Source organism: Pseudomonas nicosulfuronedens (genome assembly GCF_005877905.1).
GTDB lineage: Bacteria > Pseudomonadota > Gammaproteobacteria > Pseudomonadales > Pseudomonadaceae > Pseudomonas > Pseudomonas nicosulfuronedens.
Map to the genome: position 1 here is coordinate 66,756 of NZ_SWDV01000028.1, position 26,353 is coordinate 93,108.

The 26,353-nt window shown below is 65.7% G+C and carries 24 protein-coding genes and 1 pseudogene; 8 read left to right on the top strand and 17 right to left on the bottom strand.

Going from position 1 to position 26,353, the window contains the following annotated elements; all coding sequences use genetic code 11:
* The first annotated feature begins 75 nt into the window (after positions 1 to 75).
* The gene (locus FAS41_RS20485; protein ID WP_138525277.1) at positions 76 to 1,278 is read left to right on the top strand and encodes an NAD(P)/FAD-dependent oxidoreductase; all 1,203 of its coding nucleotides are present in this window, start codon (positions 76 to 78) and stop codon (positions 1,276 to 1,278) included.
* A gap of 79 nt (positions 1,279 to 1,357) precedes the next feature.
* Positions 1,358 to 2,281 carry an MBL fold metallo-hydrolase gene (locus tag FAS41_RS20490; RefSeq protein ID WP_138525278.1) on the top strand — a complete coding sequence of 308 codons (924 nt, stop codon included), beginning with the start codon at positions 1,358 to 1,360 and terminating at the stop codon, positions 2,279 to 2,281.
* A 128-nt stretch (positions 2,282 to 2,409) separates the two neighbouring features.
* Here FAS41_RS20490 and FAS41_RS20495 read toward each other — a convergent pair whose 3' ends face one another.
* From FAS41_RS20495 to FAS41_RS20550, 12 genes are all read right to left on the bottom strand, one after another.
* A complete protein-coding gene (locus FAS41_RS20495; RefSeq protein ID WP_138525279.1) occupies positions 2,410 to 2,931 on the bottom strand; it encodes a hypothetical protein in 522 nt (173 codons plus the stop codon).
* Between the two features lie 29 nt (positions 2,932 to 2,960).
* Positions 2,961 to 3,704 (bottom strand): NAD(P)H-dependent oxidoreductase, encoded by a 744-nt coding sequence (locus tag FAS41_RS20500; protein WP_138525280.1) that lies wholly within the window; start codon positions 3,702 to 3,704, stop codon positions 2,961 to 2,963.
* A gap of 63 nt (positions 3,705 to 3,767) precedes the next feature.
* Positions 3,768 to 4,709, bottom strand: coding sequence for a WD40/YVTN/BNR-like repeat-containing protein (locus FAS41_RS20505; RefSeq protein ID WP_138525281.1), 942 nt, complete (start codon positions 4,707 to 4,709; stop codon positions 3,768 to 3,770).
* Positions 4,710 to 4,725: 16 nt separating this feature from the next.
* Positions 4,726 to 7,086: an efflux RND transporter permease subunit gene (locus tag FAS41_RS20510; protein WP_138525282.1), complete on the bottom strand. Its 2,361-nt coding sequence runs from the start codon at positions 7,084 to 7,086 to the stop codon at positions 4,726 to 4,728.
* An 86-nt stretch (positions 7,087 to 7,172) separates the two neighbouring features.
* Positions 7,173 to 9,020, bottom strand: a complete 1,848-nt coding sequence (locus tag FAS41_RS20515) for a DUF1302 domain-containing protein (RefSeq protein ID WP_138525283.1) — start codon at positions 9,018 to 9,020, stop codon at positions 7,173 to 7,175.
* A gap of 20 nt (positions 9,021 to 9,040) precedes the next feature.
* On the bottom strand, positions 9,041 to 10,393 hold the full coding sequence (locus tag FAS41_RS20520; protein ID WP_138525284.1) for a DUF1329 domain-containing protein: 1,353 nt from the start codon (positions 10,391 to 10,393) through the stop codon (positions 9,041 to 9,043).
* Positions 10,394 to 10,659: 266 nt separating this feature from the next.
* Positions 10,660 to 11,298, bottom strand: a complete 639-nt coding sequence (locus FAS41_RS20525; RefSeq protein WP_138525285.1) for a c-type cytochrome — start codon at positions 11,296 to 11,298, stop codon at positions 10,660 to 10,662.
* Positions 11,299 to 11,300: 2 nt separating this feature from the next.
* Positions 11,301 to 11,747, bottom strand: a complete 447-nt coding sequence (locus FAS41_RS20530) for a hypothetical protein (RefSeq protein WP_138525286.1) — start codon at positions 11,745 to 11,747, stop codon at positions 11,301 to 11,303.
* 2 nt (positions 11,748 to 11,749) lie between these two features.
* On the bottom strand, positions 11,750 to 12,271 hold the full coding sequence (locus tag FAS41_RS20535; protein WP_425049014.1) for a methylamine dehydrogenase light chain: 522 nt from the start codon (positions 12,269 to 12,271) through the stop codon (positions 11,750 to 11,752).
* A gap of 8 nt (positions 12,272 to 12,279) precedes the next feature.
* Complete coding sequence (gene mauD, locus FAS41_RS20540; RefSeq protein ID WP_246084906.1) at positions 12,280 to 12,915, bottom strand: methylamine dehydrogenase accessory protein MauD; 636 nt, start codon at positions 12,913 to 12,915, stop codon at positions 12,280 to 12,282.
* Complete coding sequence (locus tag FAS41_RS20545) at positions 12,915 to 13,451, bottom strand: MauE/DoxX family redox-associated membrane protein (protein WP_138525288.1); 537 nt, start codon at positions 13,449 to 13,451, stop codon at positions 12,915 to 12,917. The genes mauD and FAS41_RS20545 overlap by 1 nt, the downstream gene beginning before the upstream one ends.
* Entirely contained in the window at positions 13,445 to 14,716 is a 1,272-nt protein-coding gene (locus FAS41_RS20550; protein ID WP_138525289.1) for an amine dehydrogenase large subunit, read from the bottom strand. The genes FAS41_RS20545 and FAS41_RS20550 overlap by 7 nt, the downstream gene beginning before the upstream one ends.
* 276 nt (positions 14,717 to 14,992) lie before the next feature.
* On the opposite strand from FAS41_RS20550, the gene qhpR reads away from it, so the two are divergent.
* From qhpR to FAS41_RS20575, 5 genes are all read left to right on the top strand, one after another.
* Positions 14,993 to 15,988 carry an AraC-like transcriptional regulator QhpR gene (gene qhpR / locus FAS41_RS20555; protein ID WP_138525290.1) on the top strand — a complete coding sequence of 332 codons (996 nt, stop codon included), beginning with the start codon at positions 14,993 to 14,995 and terminating at the stop codon, positions 15,986 to 15,988.
* A 189-nt stretch (positions 15,989 to 16,177) separates the two neighbouring features.
* Positions 16,178 to 17,542 (top strand): NAD(P)/FAD-dependent oxidoreductase, encoded by a 1,365-nt coding sequence (locus FAS41_RS20560; RefSeq protein ID WP_138525291.1) that lies wholly within the window; start codon positions 16,178 to 16,180, stop codon positions 17,540 to 17,542.
* 132 nt (positions 17,543 to 17,674) lie between these two features.
* Positions 17,675 to 18,418: a class I SAM-dependent DNA methyltransferase gene (locus tag FAS41_RS20565; RefSeq protein WP_138525292.1), complete on the top strand. Its 744-nt coding sequence runs from the start codon at positions 17,675 to 17,677 to the stop codon at positions 18,416 to 18,418.
* Positions 18,419 to 18,510: 92 nt separating this feature from the next.
* Complete coding sequence (locus FAS41_RS20570) at positions 18,511 to 19,092, top strand: helix-turn-helix domain-containing protein (RefSeq protein WP_138525293.1); 582 nt, start codon at positions 18,511 to 18,513, stop codon at positions 19,090 to 19,092.
* 67 nt (positions 19,093 to 19,159) lie between these two features.
* Positions 19,160 to 19,726 (top strand): HD domain-containing protein, encoded by a 567-nt coding sequence (locus tag FAS41_RS20575; RefSeq protein ID WP_138525294.1) that lies wholly within the window; start codon positions 19,160 to 19,162, stop codon positions 19,724 to 19,726.
* 8 nt (positions 19,727 to 19,734) lie between these two features.
* Here FAS41_RS20575 and FAS41_RS31055 read toward each other — a convergent pair whose 3' ends face one another.
* Both FAS41_RS31055 and FAS41_RS20580 read right to left on the bottom strand, forming a co-directional pair.
* Complete coding sequence (locus tag FAS41_RS31055; protein ID WP_246084907.1) at positions 19,735 to 20,028, bottom strand: hypothetical protein; 294 nt, start codon at positions 20,026 to 20,028, stop codon at positions 19,735 to 19,737.
* A gap of 45 nt (positions 20,029 to 20,073) precedes the next feature.
* A pseudogene (locus tag FAS41_RS20580) lies at positions 20,074 to 20,786 on the bottom strand (DUF2235 domain-containing protein); the annotation flags it as partial.
* A gap of 298 nt (positions 20,787 to 21,084) precedes the next feature.
* Here FAS41_RS20580 and FAS41_RS20585 point away from each other — a divergent pair.
* Positions 21,085 to 22,245, top strand: coding sequence for a GGDEF domain-containing protein (locus FAS41_RS20585; RefSeq protein WP_138525295.1), 1,161 nt, complete (start codon positions 21,085 to 21,087; stop codon positions 22,243 to 22,245).
* Between the two features lie 93 nt (positions 22,246 to 22,338).
* Here FAS41_RS20585 and FAS41_RS20590 read toward each other — a convergent pair whose 3' ends face one another.
* From FAS41_RS20590 to FAS41_RS20600, 3 genes are all read right to left on the bottom strand, one after another.
* Positions 22,339 to 23,055, bottom strand: coding sequence for an SDR family NAD(P)-dependent oxidoreductase (locus tag FAS41_RS20590; protein WP_138525296.1), 717 nt, complete (start codon positions 23,053 to 23,055; stop codon positions 22,339 to 22,341).
* 27 nt (positions 23,056 to 23,082) lie between these two features.
* On the bottom strand, positions 23,083 to 23,568 hold the full coding sequence (locus tag FAS41_RS20595) for a DUF2165 family protein (protein ID WP_138525297.1): 486 nt from the start codon (positions 23,566 to 23,568) through the stop codon (positions 23,083 to 23,085).
* Between the two features lie 147 nt (positions 23,569 to 23,715).
* Positions 23,716 to 26,214 carry a TonB-dependent siderophore receptor gene (locus FAS41_RS20600; protein ID WP_138525298.1) on the bottom strand — a complete coding sequence of 833 codons (2,499 nt, stop codon included), beginning with the start codon at positions 26,212 to 26,214 and terminating at the stop codon, positions 23,716 to 23,718.
* Positions 26,215 to 26,353 lie beyond the last annotated feature (139 nt).

Consider the following 26,353-nt stretch of genomic DNA (forward strand, 5'->3'; position numbering starts at 1 on the left):
ATACCCCGTCAGCGTCACGCCGAACTTGAAGCAGTTACTTCAAGGAAAATCATCCATTCGAGTCAGGAGCACATGATGAAACAGCAACTTCTGGTTATTGGCGCGGGCTTCGGTGGACTGTGGAGCGCACTGAGCGCTGCCCGTCTGCTGGACATGCACAGCCGCAACGATGTGGAAATCACCCTGCTGGCGCCGCAGGCCGAACTGCGCATCCGCCCGCGCTTCTACGAACCCGATGTGCACAGCATGTTCGCTCCGCTGACCGAACTGTTCGAAGCCGTGGGCGTGCGCTTCGTCAAGGGCACCGCCGAGAGCATTGACGAGCAGTCCCGCAAGGTCGGCTACCGTGACGAAACCGGCCGCGCCGGCGAGCTGAGCTACGACCGCCTGGTACTGGCCAGCGGCAGCCAGCTGTCCCGCCCGCCGGTGCCAGGCCTGAAGGAATATGCCTTCGACGTTGACCAGATCGAATCGGCGGCGCACCTGGAAAGCCACCTGATGTCGCTGCGCAACCAGCCGGCCAGCCGCGCACGCAACACCGTGGTGATTGCTGGCGGCGGTTTCACCGGCATCGAGACCGCCACCGAAATGCCGGCGCGCTTGCGTGCCGTGCTGGGTGAAGACCAGGACGTACGCGTGGTCATCGTCGATCGTGGAGAGCGTATCGGTGCGGTGATGGGCGACGGCATCCGTCCATCGATTATCGAGGCCTCCGACAGCCTGGGGATCGAATGGATCACCGGCGCCACGGTCTCCGCCGTGGACGCCAACGGCGTCACCCTCGCCGACGGCCGCCACATCGAGAGCAAAACGGTGATCTGGACCGTGGGCTTCCGCGCCAGCGCGCTGACCGAGCAACTGACTGCCCAGCGCGACGGCCAGGGTCGCCTGCACGTAGACGGCAACCTCAAGGTGCGCGGACTGCAGAACGTCTTCGCCGCCGGCGACGTTGCCTACGCCGCCACCGACGACATCGGCAACTTCGCCGCGATGTCCTGCCAGCACGCCATCAGCCTCGGACGCCACGCCGGCAACAACGCCGCCGCCGACCTTCTCGGCGTCGCGCCAACCCAGTACCGCCAGCCCAAGTACGTCACCTGCCTCGACCTGGGCGCCTGGGGCGCCGTGTACACCGAGGGCTGGGACCGCCAGCTGAAGCTGGTGAAAGCCGAGGCCAAGGAGCTCAAGACGCAGATCAACACTGTTTGGATCTACCCGCCGGCCGCCGACCGCCGCTCCGCCCTGGCCGCTGCCGACCCGCTGATCCCCGTGGCCTGATCTCCCCACCTGCACTCTCTCGCCCCGTGGGAGTGCTACTGCCTGATGGACTCGACCTAAAAGCAACAGGAGAACCACCATGACCATGCACCTGAATACCTTCGCCCAGCCTGATGCCAGCTCCCCGGCCCAGGAGCTGGTGCCTTCGCGCTACGCGCTGCGTGTGGGCGAGATCGATGTGCTGGTGGTCAGCGACGGCGTGCTGCCGCTGCCGACCGAAACCATGTCGACCAACGCCACCCCGGAAGAACGCGCGGCGTGGTTCAAGGAAATGTACCTGGGCCCGGACATGTTCGACTGGGCATTGAACGTGCTGGTGGTGCGCAGCGGCGAGCAGACCATCCTGGTCGACGCCGGCCTGGGCAACCAGTTCCCCGGCTTTCCCCGCGCCGGACAGTTCCCCAAGCGCCTGAAGGATGCCGGCATCGAGCTGTCGTCGATCACCGATATCGTGATCACTCACATGCACATGGACCATATCGGCGGGCTGCTGACCGACACCGTTAAGAACGGCCTGAGCCCTGAGGTGCGCATTCACGTCACGGCCACCGAAGTCGACTTCTGGAAAATCCCGGACTTCAGCCTGACTGAAATGCCGCAGCCGGTACCGGATGTCCTGCGGCGCACTGCCAACGAATTCATGGCGCATTACGAAAGCCGGCTGCACATCTTCGAAGACGAGTACCCGGTGGCACCGGGCGTGGTGGCGAAGCTCACCGGTGGCCACACCCCCGGCCATTGCATCGTCTATGTCGATTCCGCCGGCGAACGCCTGACCTTCGCCGGCGACGCGCTGTTCCCGGTGGCCTTCGACCACCCGGAATGGCACAACGGCTTCGAGCACGACCCGGAAGAATCGGTCCACGTACGCGTGCGCCTGCTGCGCGAAGCGGCGGCCAGCGGCGAGCTGTTCGTCGCCACCCACCTGCCCTTCCCCTCGATTGGCCGCGTCGCCATCGATGGTGATGCCTTCCGCTGGATCGCCGGTTTCTGGGATTACTGATCGCCAGTGTCCGACAACCCCGTTCCGCTCGCGTGGGACGGGGTCTTTGCGTTATCCGGGGCCTGCCATCGTCCCTTCGACAGCCCCTGCCCTGGAGCGAGCAGGAAACCGGCCTCTTCGGCGAGCGTTCAGTTGCCGCTGGCGACGGCACGTTCGCCAAAGCCAACCCTGGGTACGGCCCGACCGTATCGGAGGAAGAAGTCCTCGGCCCGCGCGGCTATCTCCCCATGCCGCCCTTCCAGGGCCAGGCGCATCAGCTCGATCTGCAGGTCTTCCTGCTCCACCATGTAGTCCAGGAACGTGGACGCTCCGGTTGGTCCGACCTTCCGCAGATCGCGCAGCCAGCCGGCGTAGGCGATGGTTTCCCGGTGGACGTAAGCCACCAGCGACCGCATGAGGAAGCGCGGTACGGAGGACACCAGCCGGGCCTTGAGCCGGGTGGCGATCCCCGGTGCAGGGTCCAGCCCCCAGATCAGGGCCGCCGCCTCATAGCGCCGGGCGTTGAGGACCTCCAGGTCCCAGTAGGTTTTCCAGAAGGCGAACCACGCATCCCCCTCCAGGCGCCCGGCCATCCGCCGGACCGTGATGAGGGCGAAGGATCGGTTGGCCAGCTCGTGCCTGAACCCCTTGAGAAACGCTTTGCTCGGCATGGTGCATCTCCAGTATCGACGGTGAAGGGTCAGGGCAGGCACTCGGGGGATTCGCTGGCGCCGCGCGCGCCGTCGCTCCGCGGGCGAAGAGCCGTGTCGAAATCATCCAGCGAGGGGAACACCAGCGGCTCGCGTGCATCCAGGGTCAGCAGGTGCTCGCCATAGGAGGTGAGGTAGTCCCAGCGCTCCGTCTCGCTGATGTAGGGGACGTGATAGGCGATGAAGGGCGGCAGCACTTCGAGGCCGACGTAGGCCAGCATGCCCTGCTGGATCGGCCTCAGCAGGGTTTCGATCTCGCCATGCACGCAGCCCTTGCCGAACATGTGGCTCTGGCCGCCGAGGGTGAAGGCCAGCATCGCGCGCTTGCCCTTCAGGCCGCCGCGGTCATAGATGCGCCGCCCGCCGTAGCAGAGGCCGGAGACAAACACCCGATCGATCCAGCCCTTGAGAATGGCCGGCATGCCGAACCAGTAGATCGGGAAGCTGAAGATGACCAGGTCGGCCCATTGCAGCTTCTCCAGCTCTGCCTGGATGTCCTCGGCCAGCGTGGCGTTCTGCAGGTTGTGGCGCTGTTCGAGGGCGTACACCAGGTACTCCTGGTTGGCTCGGCTGCCGAAATCCGCGGCGCTGGCGACGGGGTTGAAGCGCTGGGCGTAGAGGTCGGACACCCGTACCTCGTGCCCCTCCTCGCTCAGCACGACGACCGCCAGGTTCTTCATCGCGGCAGTGAATGAGCCGGGCTCGTTATGGGCATGCACAATCAGGACGTTCATGGTGGCTTCCAGACTTTCGACGTTGGATCAGGAGGGTGGAAACCGGCCCCGAGGCCGGCGGATTCATTGGGCAATGACCCCGGCGGGGCCGAACAGCAGCAGGTGTCCGTCCGTGCGCGGCGCCAGGGCTGAGAGGTTCAGGCGGTCTTCGCGCTGGACGGCGCTGAAGCGCTCCAGGCGGCTGTCGGAAAGCGCCAGCAGGCCGCCGTTGCCAACCAGCGCGACACGCCCGTCGGCCAGCTGAGCGACGGCGGTGATCGCCTCGTGGCTGCCGCTGTCCAGGCTCTGCCAGCGTTCTCCCTGGCGATCACCGAGCAGCACCCGGCCACTCATGCCGGCCATCAGCAAGCGCCCGTCGCGCAACCCGGCGCCACTCCACAGTGACCCGCTCGCCCCGGTGTCCAGCGCCTGCCAGCTCTCGCCGTGATCGAGGGAGCGGTACGCATGGCCTGCCTCCCCCGCGATGAAGAGGCCGCCACTGCGCCCGGCAAAGATATGGTTGAGGTGGAAGTCATCGCCTTCGGCGCTGACCACCAGCGGCTGCCAGGTTCTGCCGCCATCACGGGTTTGCGCAGCGTAGCCGTAGGCGCCCACGGCAATGCCATGCTGCGCGTTCTCGAACAGCACCGAGAGCAGCACCGGTCGGCTTTCCAGCCGTGCCAGCACGGACCAGCTCTCGCCGCCATCCTCGGTATGCAGCACCACGCCGCCATGGCCCACCGCCCAGCCCTGGCGCTCGTCGACGAAGCTCAGCGCTGTCAGCAGACTATCGACCGGAACGCTGCGGGCCTGGCGCCAGTGCTCGCCATCCTCCGACAGCACGACCACGCCCTGGTCACCGGCCGCCACCAACCGTTGCCCGGCTCGGGCGACCGCCACCAGGGGCGCGTGCTCGGCGCTGGCCAATGCGATGGCGGGCATCTCGTCCTCGGCCGCGCTGAGGCCGCAGGAAACCGTCACGGCCAGGGCGGCCAGGAACAGGCGGGGGAATCGAATTCGGGTCATCGGCTGCCCTCCTCTCTCAGTGCGCGATCAGGGGCGCACGGACTGGCCCCCGACGCGGAATCAGGATTTCCAGGACTACCGCCAGGGCTGGCAGCAGGGTGATGGCCATGAGCATGTTGGCCATGAACATGAAGGTCAGCAGCAGCCCCATGTCGGCCTGGAATTTCAACGCGGAGAAGGACCAGGTGGCGACGCCGACCGAGAGCGTCAGTGCAGTGAACACCGTGGCCACGCCCACTTCGCGCAGCGCCCGCTGGAACGCCTCGGTGATGTCGCGCCCCTGCGCCAGGTGCATCTGCAGGCGGTTGTAGATGTAGAACGCGTAGTCCACGCCGATGCCCACGGCGAGCACCATCACCGGCAGGGTCGCCACGGTCAGGCCGATGTCCAGCGCCTTCATGAACCAGTAACCGAGGAAGGTTGCCAGGGTCAGCGGTACGCAGCAGGCGACCATCGCCCGCCAGTCGCGGTAGACGAGGAACACCAGCAGGACGATGGTCAGGTAGACGTAGAGCATCATTGGCAGCTCGGAGGATTCCACCACCTCGTTGGTGGCCGCCTGCACACCGGCATTGCCGCTGGCCAGGCGCACGTTCACAGCATTCATCGCGTGGCCTGCACGGTACTGTTCGACAGCCAGAACCACCCGTTTGAGGGTGCTCGCCTTGTGGTCGGTCAGGTACAGGTTGACCGGCAGCAAGGTGCAGTCGGCGTTGTACAGCCGCAGGGCTTCGGGTACCTGGCGCACGGCTTCGCCGAGGGACAGTTCGTCCTGCGGCAGCGCCGCCCACTTCGGGTTGCCCTCGTTCACCCCGGAGGCCGACAGCTTGGTCAGCGCCGGCAGCGACTGCGCCGACAGCACGCCCGGCACGTTGCCCAGGTACCAGGTCAAGCGGTCCACATAGGTCATCACGTCATGCCGGTAGCAGCCGCCGGACGGGGTCTCCACGGCCACGGTGAACAGGTCCAGGCCGAGCGCGAAATGGCTGACCACGCTCTGCACGTCCTGGTTGTAGCGCGAGTCCGCATGCAGCTCCGGCGCGCCCGGCAGCACGTGGCCGACGTGACGGCCCTGGCTCTGCCAGACCGCCAGCACCATCAGCCCCAGGCACAGCAGCGCGCCAAGGGTGGCATTGCGCGGCTCGGCGATGCGCCCGAGGCGGACCATCAGACCGTCGCGCCCGGCCCGCAGCCGTTCGATGCGCGCCACGTACGCGGCGTCGTAGCGGAAGAAGCTGGCCAGCACCGGCAGCATGATCAGGTTGGTAACGATCTTGTACGCCACCCCCACCGAGGCGGTGACAGCCAGCTCGTGGATCATCGGGATCGGCACCAGCGCCAGGGTGGCAAAGCCGACGAAGGCGGTGATCAAGGCCAGGGTGCCGGGGATGAACAGCCCGCTGAAACTGCGCCGCGCCGCCGTCATGCCGTCGGCGCCGGCGCAGACCTCCTTGGAGATGAAGTTGACCTGCTGCACACCGTGGGAAACGCCGATGGCGAAGACCAGGAAGGGCACCAGGATCGCCAGCGGATCGAGCCCGTAGCCCAGCAGCGTGATGGTGCCGAACTGCCAGACCACCGATACCAGCGAGCAGAACAGCGGCAGGAAGGTCAGCTTCCACGAGCGGGTGTACCAGAACACCGCCAGCGCGGTGAGCACGAAGGCCAGGCCGAAGAACTCCACCACGCTCTTCGCCCCGGCGCCGATATCGCCCATCTGCTTGGCGAAACCGATGATCTGCACGTCATAGTCGGCGTCGGAATACTGGGCACGTACTTCCTTTTCCAGGCGCTGGCTGAACTCCAGGTAGTTCAGCGGCTTGCCGGTCTGCGGATCCGGGTCCGCCAGCTCGGCCACCACCATGGCGCCGGAATGGTCGTTGGCCACCAGGCTGCCGACGAAGCCACCGATCAGCGTGCGCTCGCGGATAGCGGATATCGCGCGGTCATCCAGCGTGCCTACGGTGACGTCGCCGCCAACCACGTCCTCGGCCTTCATGCCCTCTTCGGTGATCTGCACGGCGCGGGTGTTGGGCGTCCACAGCGAGGTCACGCTGCGCCGGTCGACGCCGGGCATGAAGAACAGCGTCTGCGTCAGGTCGTACAGGCGGGTCATGGCCTGCCTGTTCCAGATGTCGCCGTGTTTCGCGTGCAGCACGACGATGATGCGATTGGCGCCGAACAGCACGTCGCGGTACTGGTTGAAAGTCTTGATGAACGCGTGCTGCTGCGGCAATTGCTTGTCGAAGCCGGCGGACATTTCCAGGCGCGATGCGAAGGCGCCCATGAACAGGGTGATGACGGCCAGCAGGCCGAGGGTCGCCAGCCGGTGGCGGAAGAACAGGCGCTCGAGCGCCGACACCAGAAAAGCCAACATGGAATGCCTCGATACGGCGGGTGTCGCAGGCGGCGGGTCACGCGGGAGCAACGCGGCTGACCCGCCGCCGACGAACCAGGGCTGGACTAGAACGAGTAGGAGAGATTGCCGCTGATGAAGTCACGGTCGGCCATGAGATTGGTGTCGCCGCCCCCCCAGAACTGCACCCACTGCAGGCCGCCCTTCCAGCGGTCGCGGTAGTTGAACAGCAGCGAGGTGCTCAGCGACTTGCGCCCTTCCACGAACGGCATGGCGTTGGGCGTGGTGCCGTTCACGTCGTGGCTGAAGTCGAGCTGCGGGGTGACCGTCACCCCGCTGCCGAACAGGTTGGGATAGTTGACGCCCATCTCGGTGACGTAGCCCCAGGAGGTCCTGTCCGGCAGCGAATAATCCGGCATGGCATAGGGCACCTTGCCGGAGGTATCCAGGCCGGGGTAATGGGTGACCACTGCTTCGGCCAGCAGGAAGGCATCCGAGGCCCCGAGGGCCTCGGGGATGAAGCCCAGCGGATCGTTGCCGGAGAAGGTGTAGATGGCGTTCAGGTCCGCCTGCCACTTGCGCTCGTTGACGAAGCCCCGGTTCACGCCGGTATCGAACACGCTGTATGGGTTGTAGACGCCGGTCAGGCCTTGGCCGAAGGGGACGGTCGGGTCGATGCCGACGCTGTCCTCGGGGCGGTAGGACAGCTCGCCGGCCACCGCCACCGGGCCGACCATGGTGCTCATGGACAGGCCGTAGAGATCCTTGTCCTCGCCATAGTTGATGAAGTAGTTGTCCACTACCAGGTTGTTCGGATCGGTCAGCGCCGTGTAGCCCACGAAGGGCACCTTGTCGTGGTAGCGCTGGTAGAAGAAGCCGAACTCGGTGCCGATACTCTCGGCGCTCCAGCGCAGCGCGACGCCGTACTGGCCGCTGTTCTTCGCCTCGCGCTCGCCGGCATAGGGCACGGCGAGGCCGGCACCGACCAGATCGGCGTGGCTGACGCCGGTGTTCAGCGGGTCGCCGCAATGACCGGTCGGGGTCGCGGCGCAAGTGCCCGGCATCAGGCCCTCGACGTAGTTCGTGGGGTAGTAGATCGCCCGCCGGCCCTCGCCCACTACATCGCTGGTCGAGTAGTAGGTGCCCACCGGATCCAGGGCATAGGCGTTCCACTTGAACTGGTAGTAGGCCTCCAGGCTCACGGTGTCGGTGAGGCCGACGTTGAACGAGGCCATCGGCGCCGGAATGAACACCTCCTTCAGCTGGGTACCCGGTGTGTGGTACTTCGGCAGGCTGAGGGCGTTGATCTGGTTGATCCCGCCGGGCACGAAGATTTCCGCGCCCCAGCTGATGACCTGGTTGCCTACCTTCACCTTGGCCGGCATCTCGCCCAGGTCGAAGCTTTTCGCCACCCAGAGATCGAGCAGGTCGAAGCGTTCGGTGGCGTCGCGTTCGGCCTCATCGTCCAGGTCGGTGCGCCGGGTGTTGTCCATCCTGAAGTCCTTGGCCCAGGCAACGCGGCCGAGGGCGCTCCAGCCATCGCCGAACTTCAGGCTCAGCTCGTGGGTGCCCTTGATGACGCTGGAGAACACGTCGTGCTTGGCGTAGTTCAGGTCGCCGTCATCGGAGTTGCTGTAGTTGATGTCCGCGTTGGCGTAGCCATTACCGCGCGCCGGGTTGTAGTAGCGCCCGAGTTCGGTATTGGAACCGGTGTTGCAGCCGCCATTGTCGCTGCCCAGCAGGTGGCAGTCGGGTGACTGCAAGCGCGAGGCGAAGCCATAGGACAGCGTGGAGTCGAAGCTGCCGGAAATGCCGTCGGCGCTGCCGAACAGGACGGCGAAGCTCGGTGGCGCCCAGGTCAGGCCGGAGGCGATGGCGACGGCCAGCGCCAGGGTCTTGCGCGGGCACGGGGCCGCCTGCAGCGCCGGGGCGCCGCACGGTTTGTCGATCTGCATGTGCTGTTCTCCGGGCCTGATCAACGCTCGCCGCGACGGCGCAGCTCGTTGGAGTTGAACATCTTGTCGTTGACCCGCCCCTGCAGGCCGGCGGTGTCATCGAGGATCTGCCCTTCCTGGGTGAAGCCGTCGGCGATGTAGCGGCGGGCGATCAGGTCGTAGCTGACGTACTCGGAGCAGGAGCAGGCCTGGATGTTCGGGTCGGCCCACAGGCTGCCTTCCTGCACGCGCCACAGGTTGCCCTTGGCGTCATACATGTCGACGTGCAGCAGGTTCCAGCTGTCCTCGTCGAAGTAGAAGGTGCGCCGGGCGAAGGAATGGCGCTTGTCGGCCTTCACCGTGGCGTCGACCACCCACACACGGTGCTTTTCATAGCGCTGCACGTCGCGGTTGAGGTAGTCGTTGCCGATCAGCTGCTCGTACTTGTTGGACTTGTCGACCAGGCGGAAGGAGTTGTACGGCACCAGCATTTCCTTCTTGCCCACCAACTTGAAGTCATAGCGATCCAGCGCACCGGTGAACATGTTGATCTGGTCGACGAAGTACAGGTTGTCGGAGCCGGCGATGGGGTTGTCGTAGGCGAAAGAAGGCGCGAGACGCACACGGCGCTGGCCGGGGAAGTAGATCCAGGAGCTCTGCACCTTGCCCAGGAACGAATGCACCAGGTACATCTCGCCGGCACGCGACGACGGCGACAGCACCTCGTACAGCTGCTTGGCCTCGAAGCCCTCCACGTCGTTGGGGTCACGCACCGCCGCGTCGTTGTACGGATACCACTCGTACGCCCACTGCCTGACCTCGCTCAGCGCACCGCCCTTCTCTCTCAACAGGAAGGAAATCTGCGCCCGACGCCCCTTGGCCATGTAGCGCAGCTTGTAGTTCCACATCACCTCCACGCCGCTTTTCGGCACGGGGAAGGGAACCGTCGCGCCGGCAGCCTGTTCCAGGCTCCAGCCATCGCTGCCGATGCGCGCCTGCCCGGCGAAGGACTTGCTGCGCTCGGCCACTTCCGCCGGGATCGCGCAGCTGCGGTGGGTCGGGTACACATCCAGGCGGTAGCCCGGATAGGTCTTGATCAGCGCTGCCTGCCCTGCCGGCAGCAGCGCCTGGTACCGGGCCAGGTTGCCGGCATCGACGCTGTACAGCGGCTTGTCGCCGGCGAAGGGGTCGCCATGGCCCGGCGACCAGCCAGCCGGCGCCTGGATCAGGCCGCCATTCCAGGCGGGGATGCTGCCATCGGCGTTGCCCGCCCTCTCGGCGCCCACCGCGGTCAATGTGTTGCCCAGGTCCGCCGCGGAGGCGGCCTGCACGGGGCCAGTAGCAAGGAGCGCAAACAGCGCACCACCCAACAGCGAAAGCGGGAGGTATCTCATGAACTTCTCCTGGAGGAGCTTTTTGTGGTTATCGGGAAGCAGTTCGAGGTGTCTCTGGTGGAGCCGCCCGCTCAAGGGACCGGGCCAGCTCCGTCTCTTCATCGAGTTCTTCTGTTCGTGCAGGCGACCGCCCCGGAGCCGGTGGAAAGCCGGCTCCAACCCTTCGGCCCGCCTGCAGGCAAAGCTATCGAATGCGCCGTGAGCGGAATTGCCAGCAGATGCCAGGGGCTTTGCCATCTGGTGCCAATCGCCCCGGCAACTGCCGCTCAATGCCCGACCTGTTGCGCGGCGGGCGTAGCGGGAGTGGAAAGACCGGCGAGGTAGTCGACGATGGCGCGGCGGTCCTCTGCGCTGCGGATCTGCAGGGCAATGCCGCGCATCCAGATACCCAGTTCGTCTGCGTGCGCCTCGCCGCCGCGCAACCCCCGCGTGTAATGCGTGAGCTGGCGTTCGATGTAACGGGCATCGAGGATGCGCAGGCTGGGCGTCTTCAGGTGGGCGAAGCCTTGCGCCTGCGGCCCGTGGCAGGCCGCGCAGCTGCCCTGGTAGAGGGCCTCGCCCTGGGCGCTGCCGGCGCCTGGGGTGGCGCTGGAAACAGGTGCGGGCTGCTGCGCGTAATGTCGTGCCAGCGGTTCGAGATCGGTCTCCACCAGCCCGGTCGCCACGGCGCGCATCTGCGCACCCTGGCTGTCCTGCGGGTCGTAGCCGCGCTGGCCAGCCTTGAAGGCCTGCAGCTGGCGGAGCAGGTAGTCCGCCTGCTGGCCGGCCAGGCGTGGCGCCCCAAGGGCGGCGTTGCCCTGCCCCTGGTCGCCGTGGCAGGCCGCGCAGGTTTCGGTCAGGTTTTCCGCACGCAGGTGGAAAGTGGCGGCCAGCAGGAGCAGGCCGACTGATAGGCATGGCTTCATGGTCAGTATCCTTCGCGTGTCTGTTGCGCTGGCTGGACGATGCGTTCGATCAGGTCGCGGCGGACCTGGGCGACATCGGCCGGGACATGCTGCCGCCATTGGTGCAGCTCAGCCCCGCTGTAGGGTTTGAAGTCGGCGGGCAACTGCTCTGGGTCGAAGCGCTCGAGCATCCAGTTGAGGACACCGGCCAGCGCTTCGTCGGAGAGCCCCGAGAGCGCTGCGCCGGGTACCTGCACCAGGTACTCGCGCCCGCCCGGCACGCTGAGGAACCTGCCGAGCTGGCCGGGAAACGCCGGCACCTGGCGTTGCTGGTTGCCGCTGCCGTCGGGCAGGTGGCAGCCCTGGCAGTTGAGCATGTAGTCCAGCTGCCGCTGCTCGGTCGCCGAGACGCCCTGTGCGCCCAGCAGCAGCGCGACGGTGCCGGCCAGCAGGGAGGCACGAACGGCCATGGCTACTCCTTCACCCCGATCACCACCGACAGCGAGCAGTGGTATGGCATATCGGCCTGGCTGCCGGAGCACCAGTTGAGGTCGTTGGAGCTCTGCGGGCGGTAGAGCGGGCGGTCACCTTCGTCACGCTGGCAAACGCAGCGTCCGCAGTTGCTCTTGCCGCAGCAGTCGTTGTACGAGATCACGTAGTCCTTGCCGTCTGATGGATTGCGGCAAGTGCCGATCCAGGTGATGTCCGAACGCACCGTGCCCGGCGGGCAGCTGTTCACCGTGCCGCCGCAGCAACTGCAGAGAAAGCCGTCGATGGCGCAGTAGCGCCAGTAGTCGCAACTGCTCGGATCGCCGTTCTCCACCAGTGCGGATGAGCCTGGTTGCGCAAAAGCGCTGCTGCGCAACACCGGCAGCAGCGTGGCGGCGCCGGCGCCCGCCAGCAGCGTACCCAGCCCGCCGAGGAAGCCCCGTCGCGAAGTGCCACGGGCGACCTTGCGGGTCAGGAGTTCGGCAGCTTCATCGAACCATCGAATGGCCATGCTCAGTGCACCTGCTTGTGGAGGGGTTGCTCGGTTGCGCGCTGTACGGCCTCGAAGGCCTGGATCGTGGCGAAACCCAGGTCGCGGGCCTCGAACAGGCTCTCCAGGTGCTCGCGGGTATTGATCAGGCCATGGGTGACCACGCTGCCGCTGGCGTCGATCAGCACGCCGTAGGGCAGCTTGCTGATCTGGTAAGCCAGGCCCACCTCCCGCGACAGCAGGTAGGGGAACTCCTGCAGTCGCTGCGCCTGGATGAACTCCTGGTGCGCCGCCGGTTCGCCATCACTGGCCAGCACCACCCGCAGGCGCGAGCGTTCCTGCTGACGGATGGCCTTGAGCACCGGCAGCAGGGTCTTGCAGACCGGACAGGTCTCGGAGAGAAAGAACAGCAGGGTCGACTGGCCCTGGGCATTGCCACCACCGAGACTGACCGAGCCGCCGGTAAGGCTTGGCAGGGTGAATGCAGGCGCCACCTCGCCGGCCTTGATGGCCTTGCCGAGGGACAGTGCGCCCACCGGGCGGATGCGCTCGTGCAGCAACCCGACCTGCCGCGCCAGGGCGAAGACGGTGAGGATCAGGGCAAGGTTCAGCAGCCAGGAGAAGCCGCTGGAGACGATCAGTGCGTAAGTCATGTCCATCACAGCTCCCTCAGGGATACTCGGTTGGAAATCAGCAGGTGGCCCAGCCGGTAAAGCACCCAGCTGCCCGCCAGAACGAAGGCCAGGGTGATGGCGTCGAACCACACCAGCGCGCGGTCGCCCATCGGCACCAGCAGGGTCAGCGCCGGCAGCAGCAACAACAGGTTGCGCAGTACCAGCGCCCTGCCCGGCGGCTGCGGGCGGCCGCCGAAGTGGCAACCGCAGTCGGCGATGGGCGTGCCGCGCCACGCCACGATGGCCAGCACCAGCGCGTAGAGCGCCAGCAGGGCCACGGCAGGCAGCGCTGCGAAGGATTGCCAGGGGCTGGCCAACACGGCGGCGGCGGCCAGCAGTTCCATTCCCGGCAGCAGGCTGGCGAGCCGGACCGGCAGCAGGTCGCCCAGGGCCGCGCGGTAGTCGGCGAAGATCAGGGCGAAACCCTGTGGATCACGCCGCTTGTGCAGACCGGCACTGCCCAGCAGCAGGCCGAGCGCGGCCGCGCTGGCCAGGTGCAGCAGAGGTTCGTCGATCACCATGGCGCCACCGCATTGAGGAAGCCCAGGGGAATGTCGCCGATGCTGCGCAGGTGCTTGCCGCTGTCCGCTTCATAGAGATTGATGCCCTGGCGCAACAGCGGTGTGAGGCCCTTCTCCCCTTCGGTCAGGTAGATCCAGGCGGTGAACAGGCCGGGCATCGGCACCATCCAGTCGAGGCTGTAGAGACGCGGCTGCTCACCCTGGCTGACGCCGATGGCGGTGCTCTGCTCGTTCAGCTCGATGCGGGCGAGGCGTTTCTGGCTGCGGGTATCGAACACCCAGACTTCGGTACCGGGCTTCTGGTAGTTCTCCGGCTTGTCCTGGTGCATCAGCACGAACAGCCGGCCGCTGCGCTCATGCAACGCCGTGCCGTGGTTGCCGGCCACGCCCCAGCCGTCAGCGCGCTCGGAGTCGCTGAGCAGCGACCAGTGCTGTTTCGCTTCGACGCCGTCGGCAGTCATGCGCAAGCCATAGGCTTCGTTGTGCTGGGAAACGAAATACCAGGTGTCGCCCTGCCTCGAAGCGGTGGTCAGCAGCGCGTCCCTGAGCGGATCGAAGGCCGGCGCGGTGCGCTCCTGCAGGGCCACCTGGCCGCTGTCGTCCAGGCGCAGGTGGAAGAATCCGCCGTTGCCGCAGATCGAGTAGAAGTCCCTTGGACCGGCCGGGTAGAGGGACGCGCAGCCGGGGACGGCGACCTCGCCGACAAAGCGATCGTGCTCCAGATCGACCACCGAAATGGACTGCGCCGGGGTGAAGTTGAGCACCAGCAGGAAGCGCTCATCGTCCGAGAGCACGCTCAGGCCCGTGGAGATCAGCGCGGTCATGCGCTTGGGCGGGATGGCGATTTCGCGCTTCGGGCTCAGGGTGCGGGCGTCATAGACAGTCACCACGTCCGAACGGGTGCCGCGCACGCCACGGCTGAAGTAGATCTCGCTGGCGTAGAACTCGTCGCGCTTGTGCGACAGCACCAGGCCGTTGGACCACATGCCGGTGCTTACCTGGCCAAGGTTGCGGCCGTCGTCAGCGAACAGGTAGGCGCGGCCGTCGACCATGTTCGGGGCGTTGCTGCCCCAGATCCAGAACCAGTTCCGCCCCCGGTGGTCGCCCAGGGTTTCGACCCTGGCCTGCTCGGGAACGAACTCCGCGAGCGCCGGCAGCGCCAGCGCGGCCAGCAACAGACCGCCGATCAGGCGATGGGCGCCAGGGAATGATGGAAGCAATGGGCGTGACTCGGGCTTGCCCCGCCACGGCAGGCTGATTGGCATCTGTTGTTGTTCTCCTGGGATGCGGAATCGCTCGTTTCGGCGACCAGGAGAATCCGCCAGGGCGATGGTCCGCGGCTTGCCAGCAGGTGACAGAGTCCTTGGCATCTCACGCCAGCCGATGCGACGACGGGCAGCTTCTTCGCCCAGGGCGGGGTTACCAGCCAGTGCCCGAAGCGATTATCGTAAACAGGGCGTGGAAGCCCCGGCCGACTCGTTCGGCTGCGGGAGTTTGGGAACGGACAGAAGAACGACAAGAAAGATAAGGCTGTGGCACATATGAGATCGGCACGTACGGTGTTGTCCGAGAACTTCTTCCGTCGATTCAGGAGTTGCTTCGAGCCCTACCTCGGGCCGCTGGGCATCGATCCGCAGGTGCTGGAGCGGGCCGATGTGGAAATCCCCGGCGAGCAGTACGTCGCGCTCTGGGAGGCGGCAGCGCAATCCAGCCCCAGTGTCGGGATCGAACTCGGCATCCAGACCGAGGCCGACGACTTCGGCGCCCTCGGCCATGCCCTGTACTGCGCACCCAGTGTGGAGAAGGCGCTGAAGACCCTGCAGCAGTTCATCGTGGTCTTCGCCCAGGAATCGATGTTCGACTATGAACTCGACGGGCGCGAGCTGATCGTCGAATACCAGGTCACCATTCCCACCGTCGTGCAGCGCCGGCAGGACGCGGAATTCGCCATCACCTCGGTGCTGCGCATGCTGAACCTGATCACCAGCAGCAACCTGCGGCCGACCCGCATGGATTTCGAGCACGAGCGCCCTGCCGACACCTCGGTGCACAAGCAGGTTTTCCAGTGCCCGCTGTACTTCAACCAGCCGAGCAACCGCATCCACTTCCCGCTGGAAACCCTGCAGCTGCCGGTGGTGCGCGGCAACGAGCGGCTATACCGTGCGCTGGAGCCCTACCTCGAGCGGGAGCGCCAGCAACGCGCCGTCTCGGACGAGCTGCTGTCCCAGGTCACCCGCATGATCGCCGCCGAGATGAGCAGCGGCGCGCCCTCGCTCGACGAAATCAGCGAGCAGCTGAACCTCAGCCGGCGCACGCTGCAGCGGCGCCTCAAGGAGCACGGCATCGAGTATTCGTCGCTGGTCGAGGATGTGCGCCGGGAGCTGGCCCTGGCCTACATCAAGGACTCGGACTACTCGATGACGGAGATTTCCCTGCTGGTCGGCTATGCCGAGTCCGGCTCCTTCACCCGCGCCTTCCGTCGCTGGACCGGCCACTCGCCGCAGCAATACCGCTCCACCACCCTGCCCCGCTCCTGACCCCTGCCCTGGCGCCGAAAGTTGGCGCGTGCGGCCCAAAAGGCTGGCGCGCGCTGACAATCCAGCGCCACCCCGCGACCACTACCCTTGGACCAATCCGAGGGGCCCTGCCCGGCGCCGTGCCTTGCGCCAGGTACCCCGACGACCTTGCTTTGCCAATCAGCAGACCGACAAGAAGAGATTGAAAGCATGACCAGCCACAGCACACCGCTGCCGGGGAGCAAATCCTTCTGGCAGCACGACTACGGGCACTACGTGCCCAATCCGGCCCTGACACAGAACCTCAAGGTGGACGTGGCCATCATCGGTGCCGGCTTCACCGGCCTGAACACCGCCTGGCAGTTCCTCAAGGACAACCCCAGTGCCCGCGTGGCGGTGCTCGAAGCCGATGTCGTCGGCTTCGGCGCCAGTGGCCGCAACGCCGGATTCAGCACACGCATGTTCGGCCTGGAGCCGGAGCTGGTGCTGCTGCGCTGGGGCCGGCAGAAGCTGATCGAGGCGCACCAGTACCTGGAAAAGGCCGTCGCCCATACCCGCAGCCTGATCGAGGACAACGGTCTCGACGCCGATTACCGGCACAACGGCCTGGTCCGCATCAGCTACTCGGCGCAACAGGCCAATCGACTGAAGAAAACCTACCAGCTGTTCCAGGACCTGGGCATCGACAGCGGCATGAGTTGGCAGGAACCCGCGCGGGTGCGCCAGGACTTCCACTCCGAGCGCTTCAACAGCGCCATCTATGAGGCCGGCACCGGCTACCTCAACCCGTGCAAGCAGGTCCGCGCGCTCAAGGGCCTGGCACAGTCGGCCGGGGCGATGATCTTCGAAATGACGCCGGTGACCCACATCGAGCGGACGGCGGCCGCGCTCCTGCTCACCACCCCCGCCGGCAAGGTCAGCGCCGACAAGCTCGTGGTGGCGACCAATGCCTATTCGCGGCAAGTCCCCGATACCCGCAGGTTACAGACCCGGCAGTTCCCGCTCTGGACTTATCAGGTCGTCACCGAGCGCCTGAGCGAACCGCAGTGGGAGAGCATCGGCTGGAGAGAACGCCAGTCCTTCGGCGACAACCGCCAGATGCTGCATTACTTCCGCCCCACGGTGGACGGGCGCATCGTCATGGGCGGCGGCGATGCCATCGTCTATCGCCAAGCGCCAACGGACGAGCAACCCTCGCCGATGAGCTGGGAGCACTGTGAGGCGCACCTGAAGTGGATCTACCCACAGCTCAGGGACGTGCGCATCGACTACCGCTGGGGAGGGCCGGTTTCAGTGAACGCCGACATGGTTCCCGAGATCGGTTTCGTCGGCGACGAGCGCATCATCTATTCCGGCGGCTGCTTCGGCCACGGCGTGGCGCTGACGCACCTCAACGGGCGGACCATCGCCGACCTGCTCAACGGCCGCAAGACCGAGCTGACCGACTTCTGGATCGTCAACCGCCAGTCCATCGGCATGACCAGCGATACCCTCTCCTACCTGGCTGGCCGGACCGCCCGCCAGGCGCTCAAGGCCTGGGACTGGTGGGAGGAGCGTCACTTGCGGGGCCGCTGACGCCCCGGCCTGCACTGGCGGTCGATGAGCGCCGCCAGCGCAGGCGCGCCAGTCCGATTTCAGCGGAGAACGCCCACGGCTGATGTACCATGCCGCGCCGAAACCTCCGGCGAACCCTTTGTCTGGCTGCCTATGTCCTCCAACGCGCTGTACACCGACCTGTCCTCCTACTACGACCTGATGTGCGCCGACATCGACTATCAGGCGCAGAGCCACTGCGTGCGCCGCCTGCACCAGTTGTTCGGCAACCAGGGGCGCCGGCACCTGGACCTCGCCTGCGGGACCGGTCCGCACGTACGCCACTTCCTCGACTTCGGCTACCGCAGCGCCGGCCTGGACATCAACCAGCCGATGCTGGACATCGCCCGGCAGCGCTGCCCCGAGGCACATTTCAGCCGGCAGGACATGGCCAGCTTCCGCATCGAAGAGCCGCTGGACCTGATTACCTGCTTCCTCTACTCGATCCACTACAACCCCGGCGTCGAGCAGTTGCAGGCGTGCCTGGCGAGCGTGCACGACGCACTCGCGGAGGGCGGGGTGTTCTGCTTCAACAGCGTGGACAAGGCGCTGATCGACAACGACTCCTTCGTCCGCCATTCGGTGGAGCATGACGGCAGCCAGTTCACCTTCGGCTCGGGCTGGTACTACAGCGGCGCGGGCGAGCGCCAGGCGTTGCGCCTGAGCATCGAGAAGACCACGGCCGGTGAGACCCAGGCCTGGCAGGATGAACACGCAATGGTCGCGCTGACCTTCGCTGAGCTGCAACACCTGCTGGAGCCGCTCTTCGAGGTGCAGGTCTTCGAGCACGACTACGAGCGGATCACGCCCTGGGCCGGCAGTTCGGGCAATGCCCTGTTCGTCTGCGTGAAGCGCTGAGCTCAGCACCAAGCGCGGGAGCATCGACCCAAGGCAATGATATTCACGCAATCCGGGCTATGCTGGCGCGGAACCGGACCCGATACCCCGCCATGACATCACCTTCGCTGCACAATGCCCCGCTCGGCCCCATGCTCAGGCGCTGGCGCCTGCTGCATCGCGTCAAGCAGAGCCACGCGGCCGGAATGTTCGGCGTCAGCCAGTCCACCATCTCGCGCTGGGAAGCCGGCATGCAGGAAGCCGAGCCGGAACAACGCGCGCAGATCGAAGCGCTGCTCCGGGCGCGCCTGGACAGCGCAGCGGACCACGCCCTGGCCCGCCTGGTCGCCAGCAATTCGCAACCCGTCCACCTGGTCTGCGACCTGACCCACCGCCTGCTTGCCTGCTCCGCCGCGCGAGCAGCGGAGTTCAGCGTGCCGCACACCGAACTGCTGGGTCGCTCGCTCTGGCCGTTCGTGACCGAGGCCATCGCCACCCAGGAAGCGAAGCTGGATGGGCTCGGCTGGCGCGAAGGCATCGCCGCGCCAGCGCTGGAGTTCGCCACCGGCACCAATGATTCGTTGCTGGTGCCCATTCGCCAGAGCCAGTGCCGCTGGACGCGCCTCACGCTGTCCGATGGCTCCACCGCACGCCTGGTCGAAACGCTCCGGGCAGATAGCTTCGCGCATATTTGATGCGTGGACAGCCGGCGGCCCCGGCGACAGGATGATTGCCCAGACGACTCACAAGGGGGCATCACCGATGAGCGAGCAGAACATCCAGGGCAAACTCGCCTTCCTCCGCGAGGCCGAACGACTCAAGAGCGTGCTGCGCAGCGCCCACACCTCCAGTGGTCGCCGCGAAAGCACCGCCGAGCACAGCTGGCGCCTGGCCCTGCTGGCGATGGTGTTCGCCGAGGACCTGGGCGAGATCGACCTCGGCAAGGTGCTGCAGTTGTGCATCATCCACGACCTGGGCGAAGCACTGGGCGGCGACGTACCCGCAGTCGACGTGCTGGCCCACGGCAGCAAGGGCGACAGCGAACGGCAGGACCTGCTGCACATGACCTCCACGCTGGCGCCGCCGCTGCGTGCGCAGCTCATGGCCCTGTACGACGAGTACGATGCCGCTGCGACCGCCGAAGCTCAGGCAGTCAAGGCACTCGACAAGCTGGAAACCATCCTGCAACACACCCAGGGGCTGAACCCGCCGGACTTCGACTACGCCTTCAATCTCGGCTACGGCCGCCGCTATACCGACGCCACGCCCTTCCTCGCCTCACTGCGCGAAGTGCTCGACGAAGAAACACGCAAGCGCGCCGCCCGCTAGCGATTCGATTACCGGATCTTGCCCACCGGGGTGAAATTGCCGGTGAGATTGCCTCCCACCGTGTTCTTCGGCTTGTACTGGGGATCGTGCTTGAGGCGCTCCTCCACGCTGGGGTCGATGGCTTCCTGGCCGAAAGCGGTGTTGCCGATATCCCGGTAATACGGCGGGGTGAGCTGGCTGTAGGCGCCCCCCAGGAACTCCTTGTAGGAATTGGTGATGGAAGGGGTCGTGGTGGGAAGGCTCGGGGTCTTGCCGGTATCCACCGCCAGGCCGCACTCGCTCGCCTTGTTGATCATCCACACCAGCGCGATGTCCGACAGACTGTTGTTCGCGTAGCCACCACCAACGTTGGCGTGCGCACCGGAAAACCAGACCTGCTCCACGCGCTGGTTGGGCTTGCTTTTCGGGTCCCAGGGGTGCACTGGTAGTTCTTGCGCCACTCGTCGATGGCCACGGCGTGGAAGGCGTTGTGGACAATCGAGCTGAGTTCGGTGTCGTGGAATTCGTAGTAGGACTTGTTGAACCAGTCGAACGACTCCAGCGGCACGCCCAGGGCACCCACGGTGTCCCAGATACCCAGCATGTGGATGGTGATCTCCCGCGAGAAACTGTCGCGAAAGAGCTTGGCGCTATCGGAATCGGCGCCCTCGTTGCGGGTGCGATAGAGGCCGTACGCTTCGTTCGTCAGGTCGATGTGCTCGGGTTTGAGCAGCCCGGCGTTGCGGATCAGCCCGACCAGGCTGCGAGCCGTGTACGCCCCACGGCTGAATCCGAAGAGGTAGATCTGGTCACCGACCTCGTAGGTGCTGACCAGCTGCCGATAGCCATCGAGGATCTTCTCCGAGAGCCCCACGCCGAAGGCACCGCCGGCCAGACGGTCGTACCACGCCGTGCCGACGCCCTGGTCGTACCACTTGTCCTGCTTCGTACCGTTCTTGTCGGCAGGGAGAATGGCAGCATGCAGCTTCCAGACATTGGTGCTTTTGCTGCCTTTGATCTCGGACTTCGCGTCCGGCGTATTCCAGGTCCCGTCAAAGGAAATGATGATTTTCTTGGGCATGTCCTGTCTCCAACGTCAGTGGCTCTGACTGCTCGAAACGTCCCGGTCCCTGACCCCGCCCCCGGTATCGTCCTCGACAGTGAACTGTAGCCCCAGGCCTGGGCTGCCGACAGAATCGGGAGAACCCTCCAGGAGCACGACCTGCTGGCAGATTGCCTTCCCGCAGCACATATGGTTAGGTGCTGTGGCCCTAAGCGACTCCGCCGAGTACGCCAGATGCGGCCTGCAGCGCCAGGCTCGCACCCGCCACACCTCCGGCACCCGGCGCCCTTTGCTATGCCTTCACTGACGCGAACCCATGGTCACCACTGTCATCCTCAGCATGCTCTGCGTGCACCTGCTCTGTTTCAGCGTCATGTTCCTGCTGATCAGCACCCGGCTGAACGGCAAGAAAATGGGCATGGAAGTCTTCGCCCTGGGCAATCTCCTGCTGGGGCTCGCCTACATCCTGCAACTGCTCGGCGGCCCGGCGAACTGGGGGATGATGAGCATCGTCAACCACACGATGACCCTCTGCGCCCCCGTCGCCTATGTCCTTGGCGCCCTGCGCTTCTTTGATCGACCGACCGCCGTATGGCGGCCATTGCTCATGCTGGCGGTCCTCTACACGGCGCTGCAGGTTACGGTGCAATTCACCCTTGGAAGTGAAGCGCGCCATGCGCTGCTGGCAGCCTCGTGCACGCTGCTGTTCCTGGGCATGGCCGTGGGGGTGCTCTATGCCCGGCAGAACGTCGCCAGGGATCTGCGCGTCGAAATGGTCGTGTTCGCCATCCTGATTGGCGGCATCTGCGCGCTGAACGCCGTGAAGTTCGTGATGATCCTCCAGGGTGGGCTGGCGGCACTCGACATGGGCAGCGGCTTCCAGAAAGTCTTCTACCTCTACATGTCGTTCCTGGGCACCGTGCTGCCGCCCTGTGCCGTCTGGCTGGTACTGCGCCGCCTGACGGATGAACTGCGCACCATGGCCGCCCATGACCCGCTCACCCAACTGCTGAACCGCCGCGGACTGGTCGAAGGGCTGGATGCGCACTTCCGCTCGCGCAACGCGGGCCCGGCCTACCTGCTGATCGTGGACATCGACCACTTCAAGCAGATCAACGACAGCCATGGCCACCAGGTGGGCGATCTGGTGCTGTGTCATGTCGCCCAGGTCCTCAAGGCCACCGCTCGCAAAGGCGACCTGGCTTGCCGGCTGGGCGGTGAGGAATTCGTGCTCGTGGGCCTCAACACGGACAGGACCGGCGCCCTGCAACTGGCAGAGCGCGCCCGCGCGGCGATCGAACAGAGTGAAGTGCCGGGCACGACGCCCAATCAACCGATCCGTTGCACGGCCACCATCGGTGTCTCGGAAGCCTTCACCAGCGCGCAGGCGCTCGATGAATACATGCAGCAGGCTGATAGCGCGCTGTACCGCGGCAAGACTTCCGGGCGCAATCGCGTCGAGAGTGCACTGGCGTAGCAGTCCCGAAATCAGACGTGCCCAGCCAAGCCGAACACCATGGAACTCCAGGCTGGGACGATCCGGATGACATCAGCGTCCCTGTAGAGACGGTCAGAAACGCTCGTCGCCCATAGCCGGCAAGGTCAGCTCGCGCACGAACGAGGAAGTGGACAAGCGCAGCAGCGCATCGACCAGGGTGAGCACATCGTGCACGGGTATCAGCTGCCCTTCCCCGCGCGTGGCAGCCTCGGTCAGCGGCGTGGCGAGCGGATCGTCGGTATTCAGGTTGCCCAGTTGCAGCACGGTCACTGCCAGGCGCTGGTCGCGGAAGCTCTCGCGCAGTGCATCGGCCATGCCGTTGAGGGCGAACTTGGTGGCGCCGAACGCCACTTCCGGGCGGCCGCTCTGGCGCAGCGCGGAAGTCGAGCCGGTGAGGATCAGTTGCGGCCGGGCGGAACCGAGCAACCGCGGCACCAGGCGTTTGAGCAGCAGCAAGGTGGCGGTGATGTTCACGTCGACCAGCGTCCCGATGGAGGCGTCGCTGTCGCCGAGGAACGAGTACTGCTCGCTGAAGGCGTGCTCCTCCCAGATGCCGACATTGCAGATCAGCACGTCGAGTTCGGCCGGCGTCTGCGCCTCGATCTGCGCGACCGCTTCCGCCGGCATGGCGAGGTCCGCTTCGATCCACTGCAGGTCGATGCCCGGCGCCATCGCCAGGGCATCCGGCCGCCGGCGCGACACGCCGATCAGCGAATCCCCCGGCTGAGCAATCCCTTCGAGCAAGGCGCGCCCCAGCCCCCTGCCCGCTCCCACGATCAGTATGTTCATCGGCATTCTCCCTGTCCCCATGGCGCGTCAACTCCAGCGAAGGTTGAGGACGAGGAAGTTCAGCAGCACCCAGACGACCAGCACCAGGTGCGTCAGTTGCAGAGCCTCCTGGCGAATCCAGTAGCCGAACCACAGCCCGCCCAGCAGCATGGCGAAGAGGAAGGCCAGTGCCGCGCTCAGGGCAAGGTTCAGCCAGGGCCTGGCGGCTTCGAGTTCACCACCCAGCAACCAGTGGTAGCAGCCCGTCCAGGCCGCAAGCACCGCCAGGGTCTGCAGCAGGACGACGACGATCATGGCCAGCCGATGCAGCGCCGGTGACGTCAGAGCACGCCGTAGCAGGGGAAAGTCAATCGCGGGGGGCTGGTGCAGCGGCGCCATCGCCATGGTCGCGCCGACCGCCGCGACCGAGCTGGAAAAGGCGTGCAGGTTGTTGATCAGCGCGATGCTCAGCCAGAGGCTGAAACCCAGGAAGCAGGTAGCCTGGAAAATCATCAGTGAAGCGTGGGTGTCCATACCGGGTCCTTGTGCGGTCATGTTCCGAAGGTGCCGGCCCACCGCTGGCGAACAGCGGCAGGCAGGCCCGGACGGACTCTAGGACCTCAACCTAGGTTGAGGTCAACACACCTCAAGAGCGAAACCTGGCATCGGCACGTGCTCGCGTCAGAACGAACCCTGCAGGGTGACCATGAAGTTGCGCGGCTCACCGTAGAAGTTGCCCCAGGAAACGGCACCGACGCTCTGGTAGTACTTCTTGTCGAACAGGTTGTTGCCGTTGAGCGCGACGGTCCAGTGATCGTCGAGGCGGTAGCCCAGGCGGCCGCTGTAGATGGCGTAGTCGGACTGCACCGACTTCACGTTGCCGCTGCGTACGGAGGTGTCGCTCTGCGCCGTCACGCCCGCCCCCACGCTCCAGCGGTCCAGTTCGCCGGCCAACTGGTAGTCGGCCCAGGCACGGAACAGGTGGCGCGGGAAATAGCGGGTGGTGAAGGTGGGTTCCTGCGGGTTCTCTTCCGCGCTGTTGAGGTATTTGGTCTGGGTATAGGTGTAACCGGCCAGCAATTGCAGGCGCTCGATGACTTCGCCACTGACTTCCGCCTCGAAGCCCTGGGCGCGGACCTTGCCCACGTCGGTGTAGCAGTAACCATCGGAAGAGCCGAGGCAAGTGGCGTCGTAGTTGGCTTCGGCGCGGTGTTCCTCGATGGTGCGGAAGAGGTTGAAGGCGGTGTTGACCCGGCCATCCAGCAGCTCGCCCTTGATGCCCAGCTCGTAGCTGGCGCCGGTCTTGGGTTGCAGCGGGCTGCCGGACTCGTCGGTGTAGGTGCTCTGCGGCTGGAAGATGTCCGCGTAGCTGGTGTAGACGGACCACTCATCGTTGAGGTCGTAGATCAGCGCCGCGAACGGCGTGACCTGGCCGTTCTCCTGGCTGCGGTCGTGCTGCCAGTAATCCCAGGCCTGGGTGTAGGAGTCGCGGCTGTTGCGGTACCAGCTGACGCGCGACCCCAGCACCGCGGTCAATGGCTCGGCCAGCTTCAGGCGAAGGGTGGCGTAGGTGCCGAATTGGCGGGTATCCGACTCGGTGGGTTGCGGCCCGCCCCGGTAGGAGTTGGGCGCATAGAAATCATCCGCCGGCTCGGGAATGTGCGAGTTGGGATGGAACGGGTCCTGCGAGGTACCCAGCAGGCTGGTCATGTTGATCAGCGCGTAGTGATCGTGGGTCTTGGCGCGGCTGGCGTTGGCGCCGACGGTCAGCTCGTGCTGCAGGCCGAAGGCTTCGAATTTGCCGTCCAGGTAGGCATCGAAGCCGTAGTCGGTCTGGTCGTAGTCGAACAGCCCGGAGTACACCGAGGAAGGCGCCGAGGTCGCACCCGGTGTAACGCCACCCGACGTCTCGGACAGGGCGTACTTGATGTCCTGGTCGTTGTGGGTCCAGACGCCGGCGAACTTGAAGGCCCAGTCCTCGTTCAACTGGTGGGACAGGTCGGCGAACAGCGTGGTGCGCTCGCTTTCCCAGTTGTTCCAGGAAGCGCCCAGGCAGGTCGAGCGGCTGAGTTTCAGGTCCTTGCCGTTGCTGTAGCGCGGCAGGCCATGCCAGCAGGGCGTCGCATCCAGCTTCTCGTAGGCAACGCCCAGGCCCACGGTGGTGTCCGGGGTCACGTCGTAGTCCAGCGCACCGTAGAGAATCTGGTCATTGCGCTTGCCGACATCGTAGAAATACTGACGATCCTGCAGCGCCACGACAGTCCGCCCGCGCAGCGTGCCGGACTCGTTGAGCGGGCCACCGGTGTCCACCTGGCCACGGTAGTTGTCCCAGGAGCCCGCGGAGAGCGACAGCTTGGTCTCCGGCACGCTCTGGCCGCGCTTGCGGACGAAGTTGACGCCACCGGTTGAGCTACCCGAGCCCTTGAGCATGCCCGCTGCGCCCTTGAGCACCTCGACCCGGTCGTAGAACGCCATGTCGCCGGAAAAGCTGTTGGCCTGCACATACTCGCCGCCCACGTCCAGCGGCACGCCATCGTACTGGTACTGGCCCTGCATCATGAAGCCGCGGGAGTAGAAGTACTTGCCGCCCATGGGCGACTCGTAGACGGCGATACCCGGTGTCTTCTCCATCGCCTGCTCGATGGTGTTGATGTTCTGGTCGTCCATATAGCGACGGGTCAGCACCGTCACCGATTGGGGTGTCTCACGCAGGCTGTGCGCGCCCTTGCCGATGGTGACCGCACGGGCGCTGTAGGCGTTGGTGCCTTCGGTAGTCGGGTCCAGCCGCTGGCTGGAAACGGTGGTGGAATCCATTTCCAGCACCGCATCCGAAGGTGTCGGCACCAGGCCGTAGCCACCGTTTTCCAGGCGGCGCACCGTGAGGCGGGTGCCCGAAAGAATACGAGCGAAGCCGTCCTCGATACCGTACTCACCGTTCAGCCCGCCACTACGTTTGCCTTCGGTCAGCCCCGCATTGACCGAGATCGGGATGCCGGCGCGCCGGCCGAATTCGCCGAGCACCTGGTCCAGGGGGCCGGCAGGGATAGCGTACCGCTGGGTGCGGGTGGCCGCAGTTTCTGCCTGCACCGGCATGGCGGGAAGCACGGTGAGCGCGGAACAGGACAGCAGGGCGAGGCCAAGCGACTGGCGCAGGGCGCGGGTGATGGGGTGAAGCGTCATGGGCAGAGGGTCCGTTTCTCGTTGTTGGCCCGCAGTAGCGAGCAGGGATTTATCCCTAGGCCAAGCGAGAAACGAAAACCTGCCGACTTTTCGAGAATTATTTTCATTGGTGTTTTTTTGCAGCGCCCAGCGGCCTGTT

Bases quoted from the DNA above. Each gene is read 5' to 3' on its own strand.
- FAS41_RS20525 (WP_138525285.1), bottom strand. From the start codon at position 11,298: ATGAAGCCATGCCTATCAGTCGGCCTGCTCCTGCTGGCCGCCACTTTC.
- FAS41_RS20505 (WP_138525281.1), bottom strand. From the start codon at position 4,709: ATGACCCGAATTCGATTCCCCCGCCTGTTCCTGGCCGCCCTGGCCGTG.
- FAS41_RS20560 (WP_138525291.1), top strand. From the start codon at position 16,178: ATGACCAGCCACAGCACACCGCTGCCGGGGAGCAAATCCTTCTGGCAG.
- FAS41_RS20515 (WP_138525283.1), bottom strand. From the start codon at position 9,020: ATGCAGATCGACAAACCGTGCGGCGCCCCGGCGCTGCAGGCGGCCCCG.
- FAS41_RS20545 (WP_138525288.1), bottom strand. From the start codon at position 13,451: ATGGTGATCGACGAACCTCTGCTGCACCTGGCCAGCGCGGCCGCGCTC.
- FAS41_RS20485 (WP_138525277.1), top strand. From the start codon at position 76: ATGAAACAGCAACTTCTGGTTATTGGCGCGGGCTTCGGTGGACTGTGG.
- mauD (WP_246084906.1), bottom strand. From the start codon at position 12,915: ATGGACATGACTTACGCACTGATCGTCTCCAGCGGCTTCTCCTGGCTG.
- FAS41_RS20520 (WP_138525284.1), bottom strand. From the start codon at position 10,393: ATGAGATACCTCCCGCTTTCGCTGTTGGGTGGTGCGCTGTTTGCGCTC.
- FAS41_RS20495 (WP_138525279.1), bottom strand. From the start codon at position 2,931: ATGCCGAGCAAAGCGTTTCTCAAGGGGTTCAGGCACGAGCTGGCCAAC.
- FAS41_RS20600 (WP_138525298.1), bottom strand. From the start codon at position 26,214: ATGACGCTTCACCCCATCACCCGCGCCCTGCGCCAGTCGCTTGGCCTC.
- FAS41_RS20550 (WP_138525289.1), bottom strand. From the start codon at position 14,716: ATGCCAATCAGCCTGCCGTGGCGGGGCAAGCCCGAGTCACGCCCATTG.
- FAS41_RS20595 (WP_138525297.1), bottom strand. From the start codon at position 23,568: ATGGACACCCACGCTTCACTGATGATTTTCCAGGCTACCTGCTTCCTG.
- FAS41_RS20565 (WP_138525292.1), top strand. From the start codon at position 17,675: ATGTCCTCCAACGCGCTGTACACCGACCTGTCCTCCTACTACGACCTG.
- FAS41_RS20590 (WP_138525296.1), bottom strand. From the start codon at position 23,055: ATGAACATACTGATCGTGGGAGCGGGCAGGGGGCTGGGGCGCGCCTTG.
- FAS41_RS20500 (WP_138525280.1), bottom strand. From the start codon at position 3,704: ATGAACGTCCTGATTGTGCATGCCCATAACGAGCCCGGCTCATTCACT.
- FAS41_RS20585 (WP_138525295.1), top strand. From the start codon at position 21,085: ATGGTCACCACTGTCATCCTCAGCATGCTCTGCGTGCACCTGCTCTGT.
- FAS41_RS20570 (WP_138525293.1), top strand. From the start codon at position 18,511: ATGACATCACCTTCGCTGCACAATGCCCCGCTCGGCCCCATGCTCAGG.
- FAS41_RS20530 (WP_138525286.1), bottom strand. From the start codon at position 11,747: ATGGCCGTTCGTGCCTCCCTGCTGGCCGGCACCGTCGCGCTGCTGCTG.
- FAS41_RS20490 (WP_138525278.1), top strand. From the start codon at position 1,358: ATGACCATGCACCTGAATACCTTCGCCCAGCCTGATGCCAGCTCCCCG.
- qhpR (WP_138525290.1), top strand. From the start codon at position 14,993: ATGAGATCGGCACGTACGGTGTTGTCCGAGAACTTCTTCCGTCGATTC.
- FAS41_RS20575 (WP_138525294.1), top strand. From the start codon at position 19,160: ATGAGCGAGCAGAACATCCAGGGCAAACTCGCCTTCCTCCGCGAGGCC.
- FAS41_RS20510 (WP_138525282.1), bottom strand. From the start codon at position 7,086: ATGTTGGCTTTTCTGGTGTCGGCGCTCGAGCGCCTGTTCTTCCGCCAC.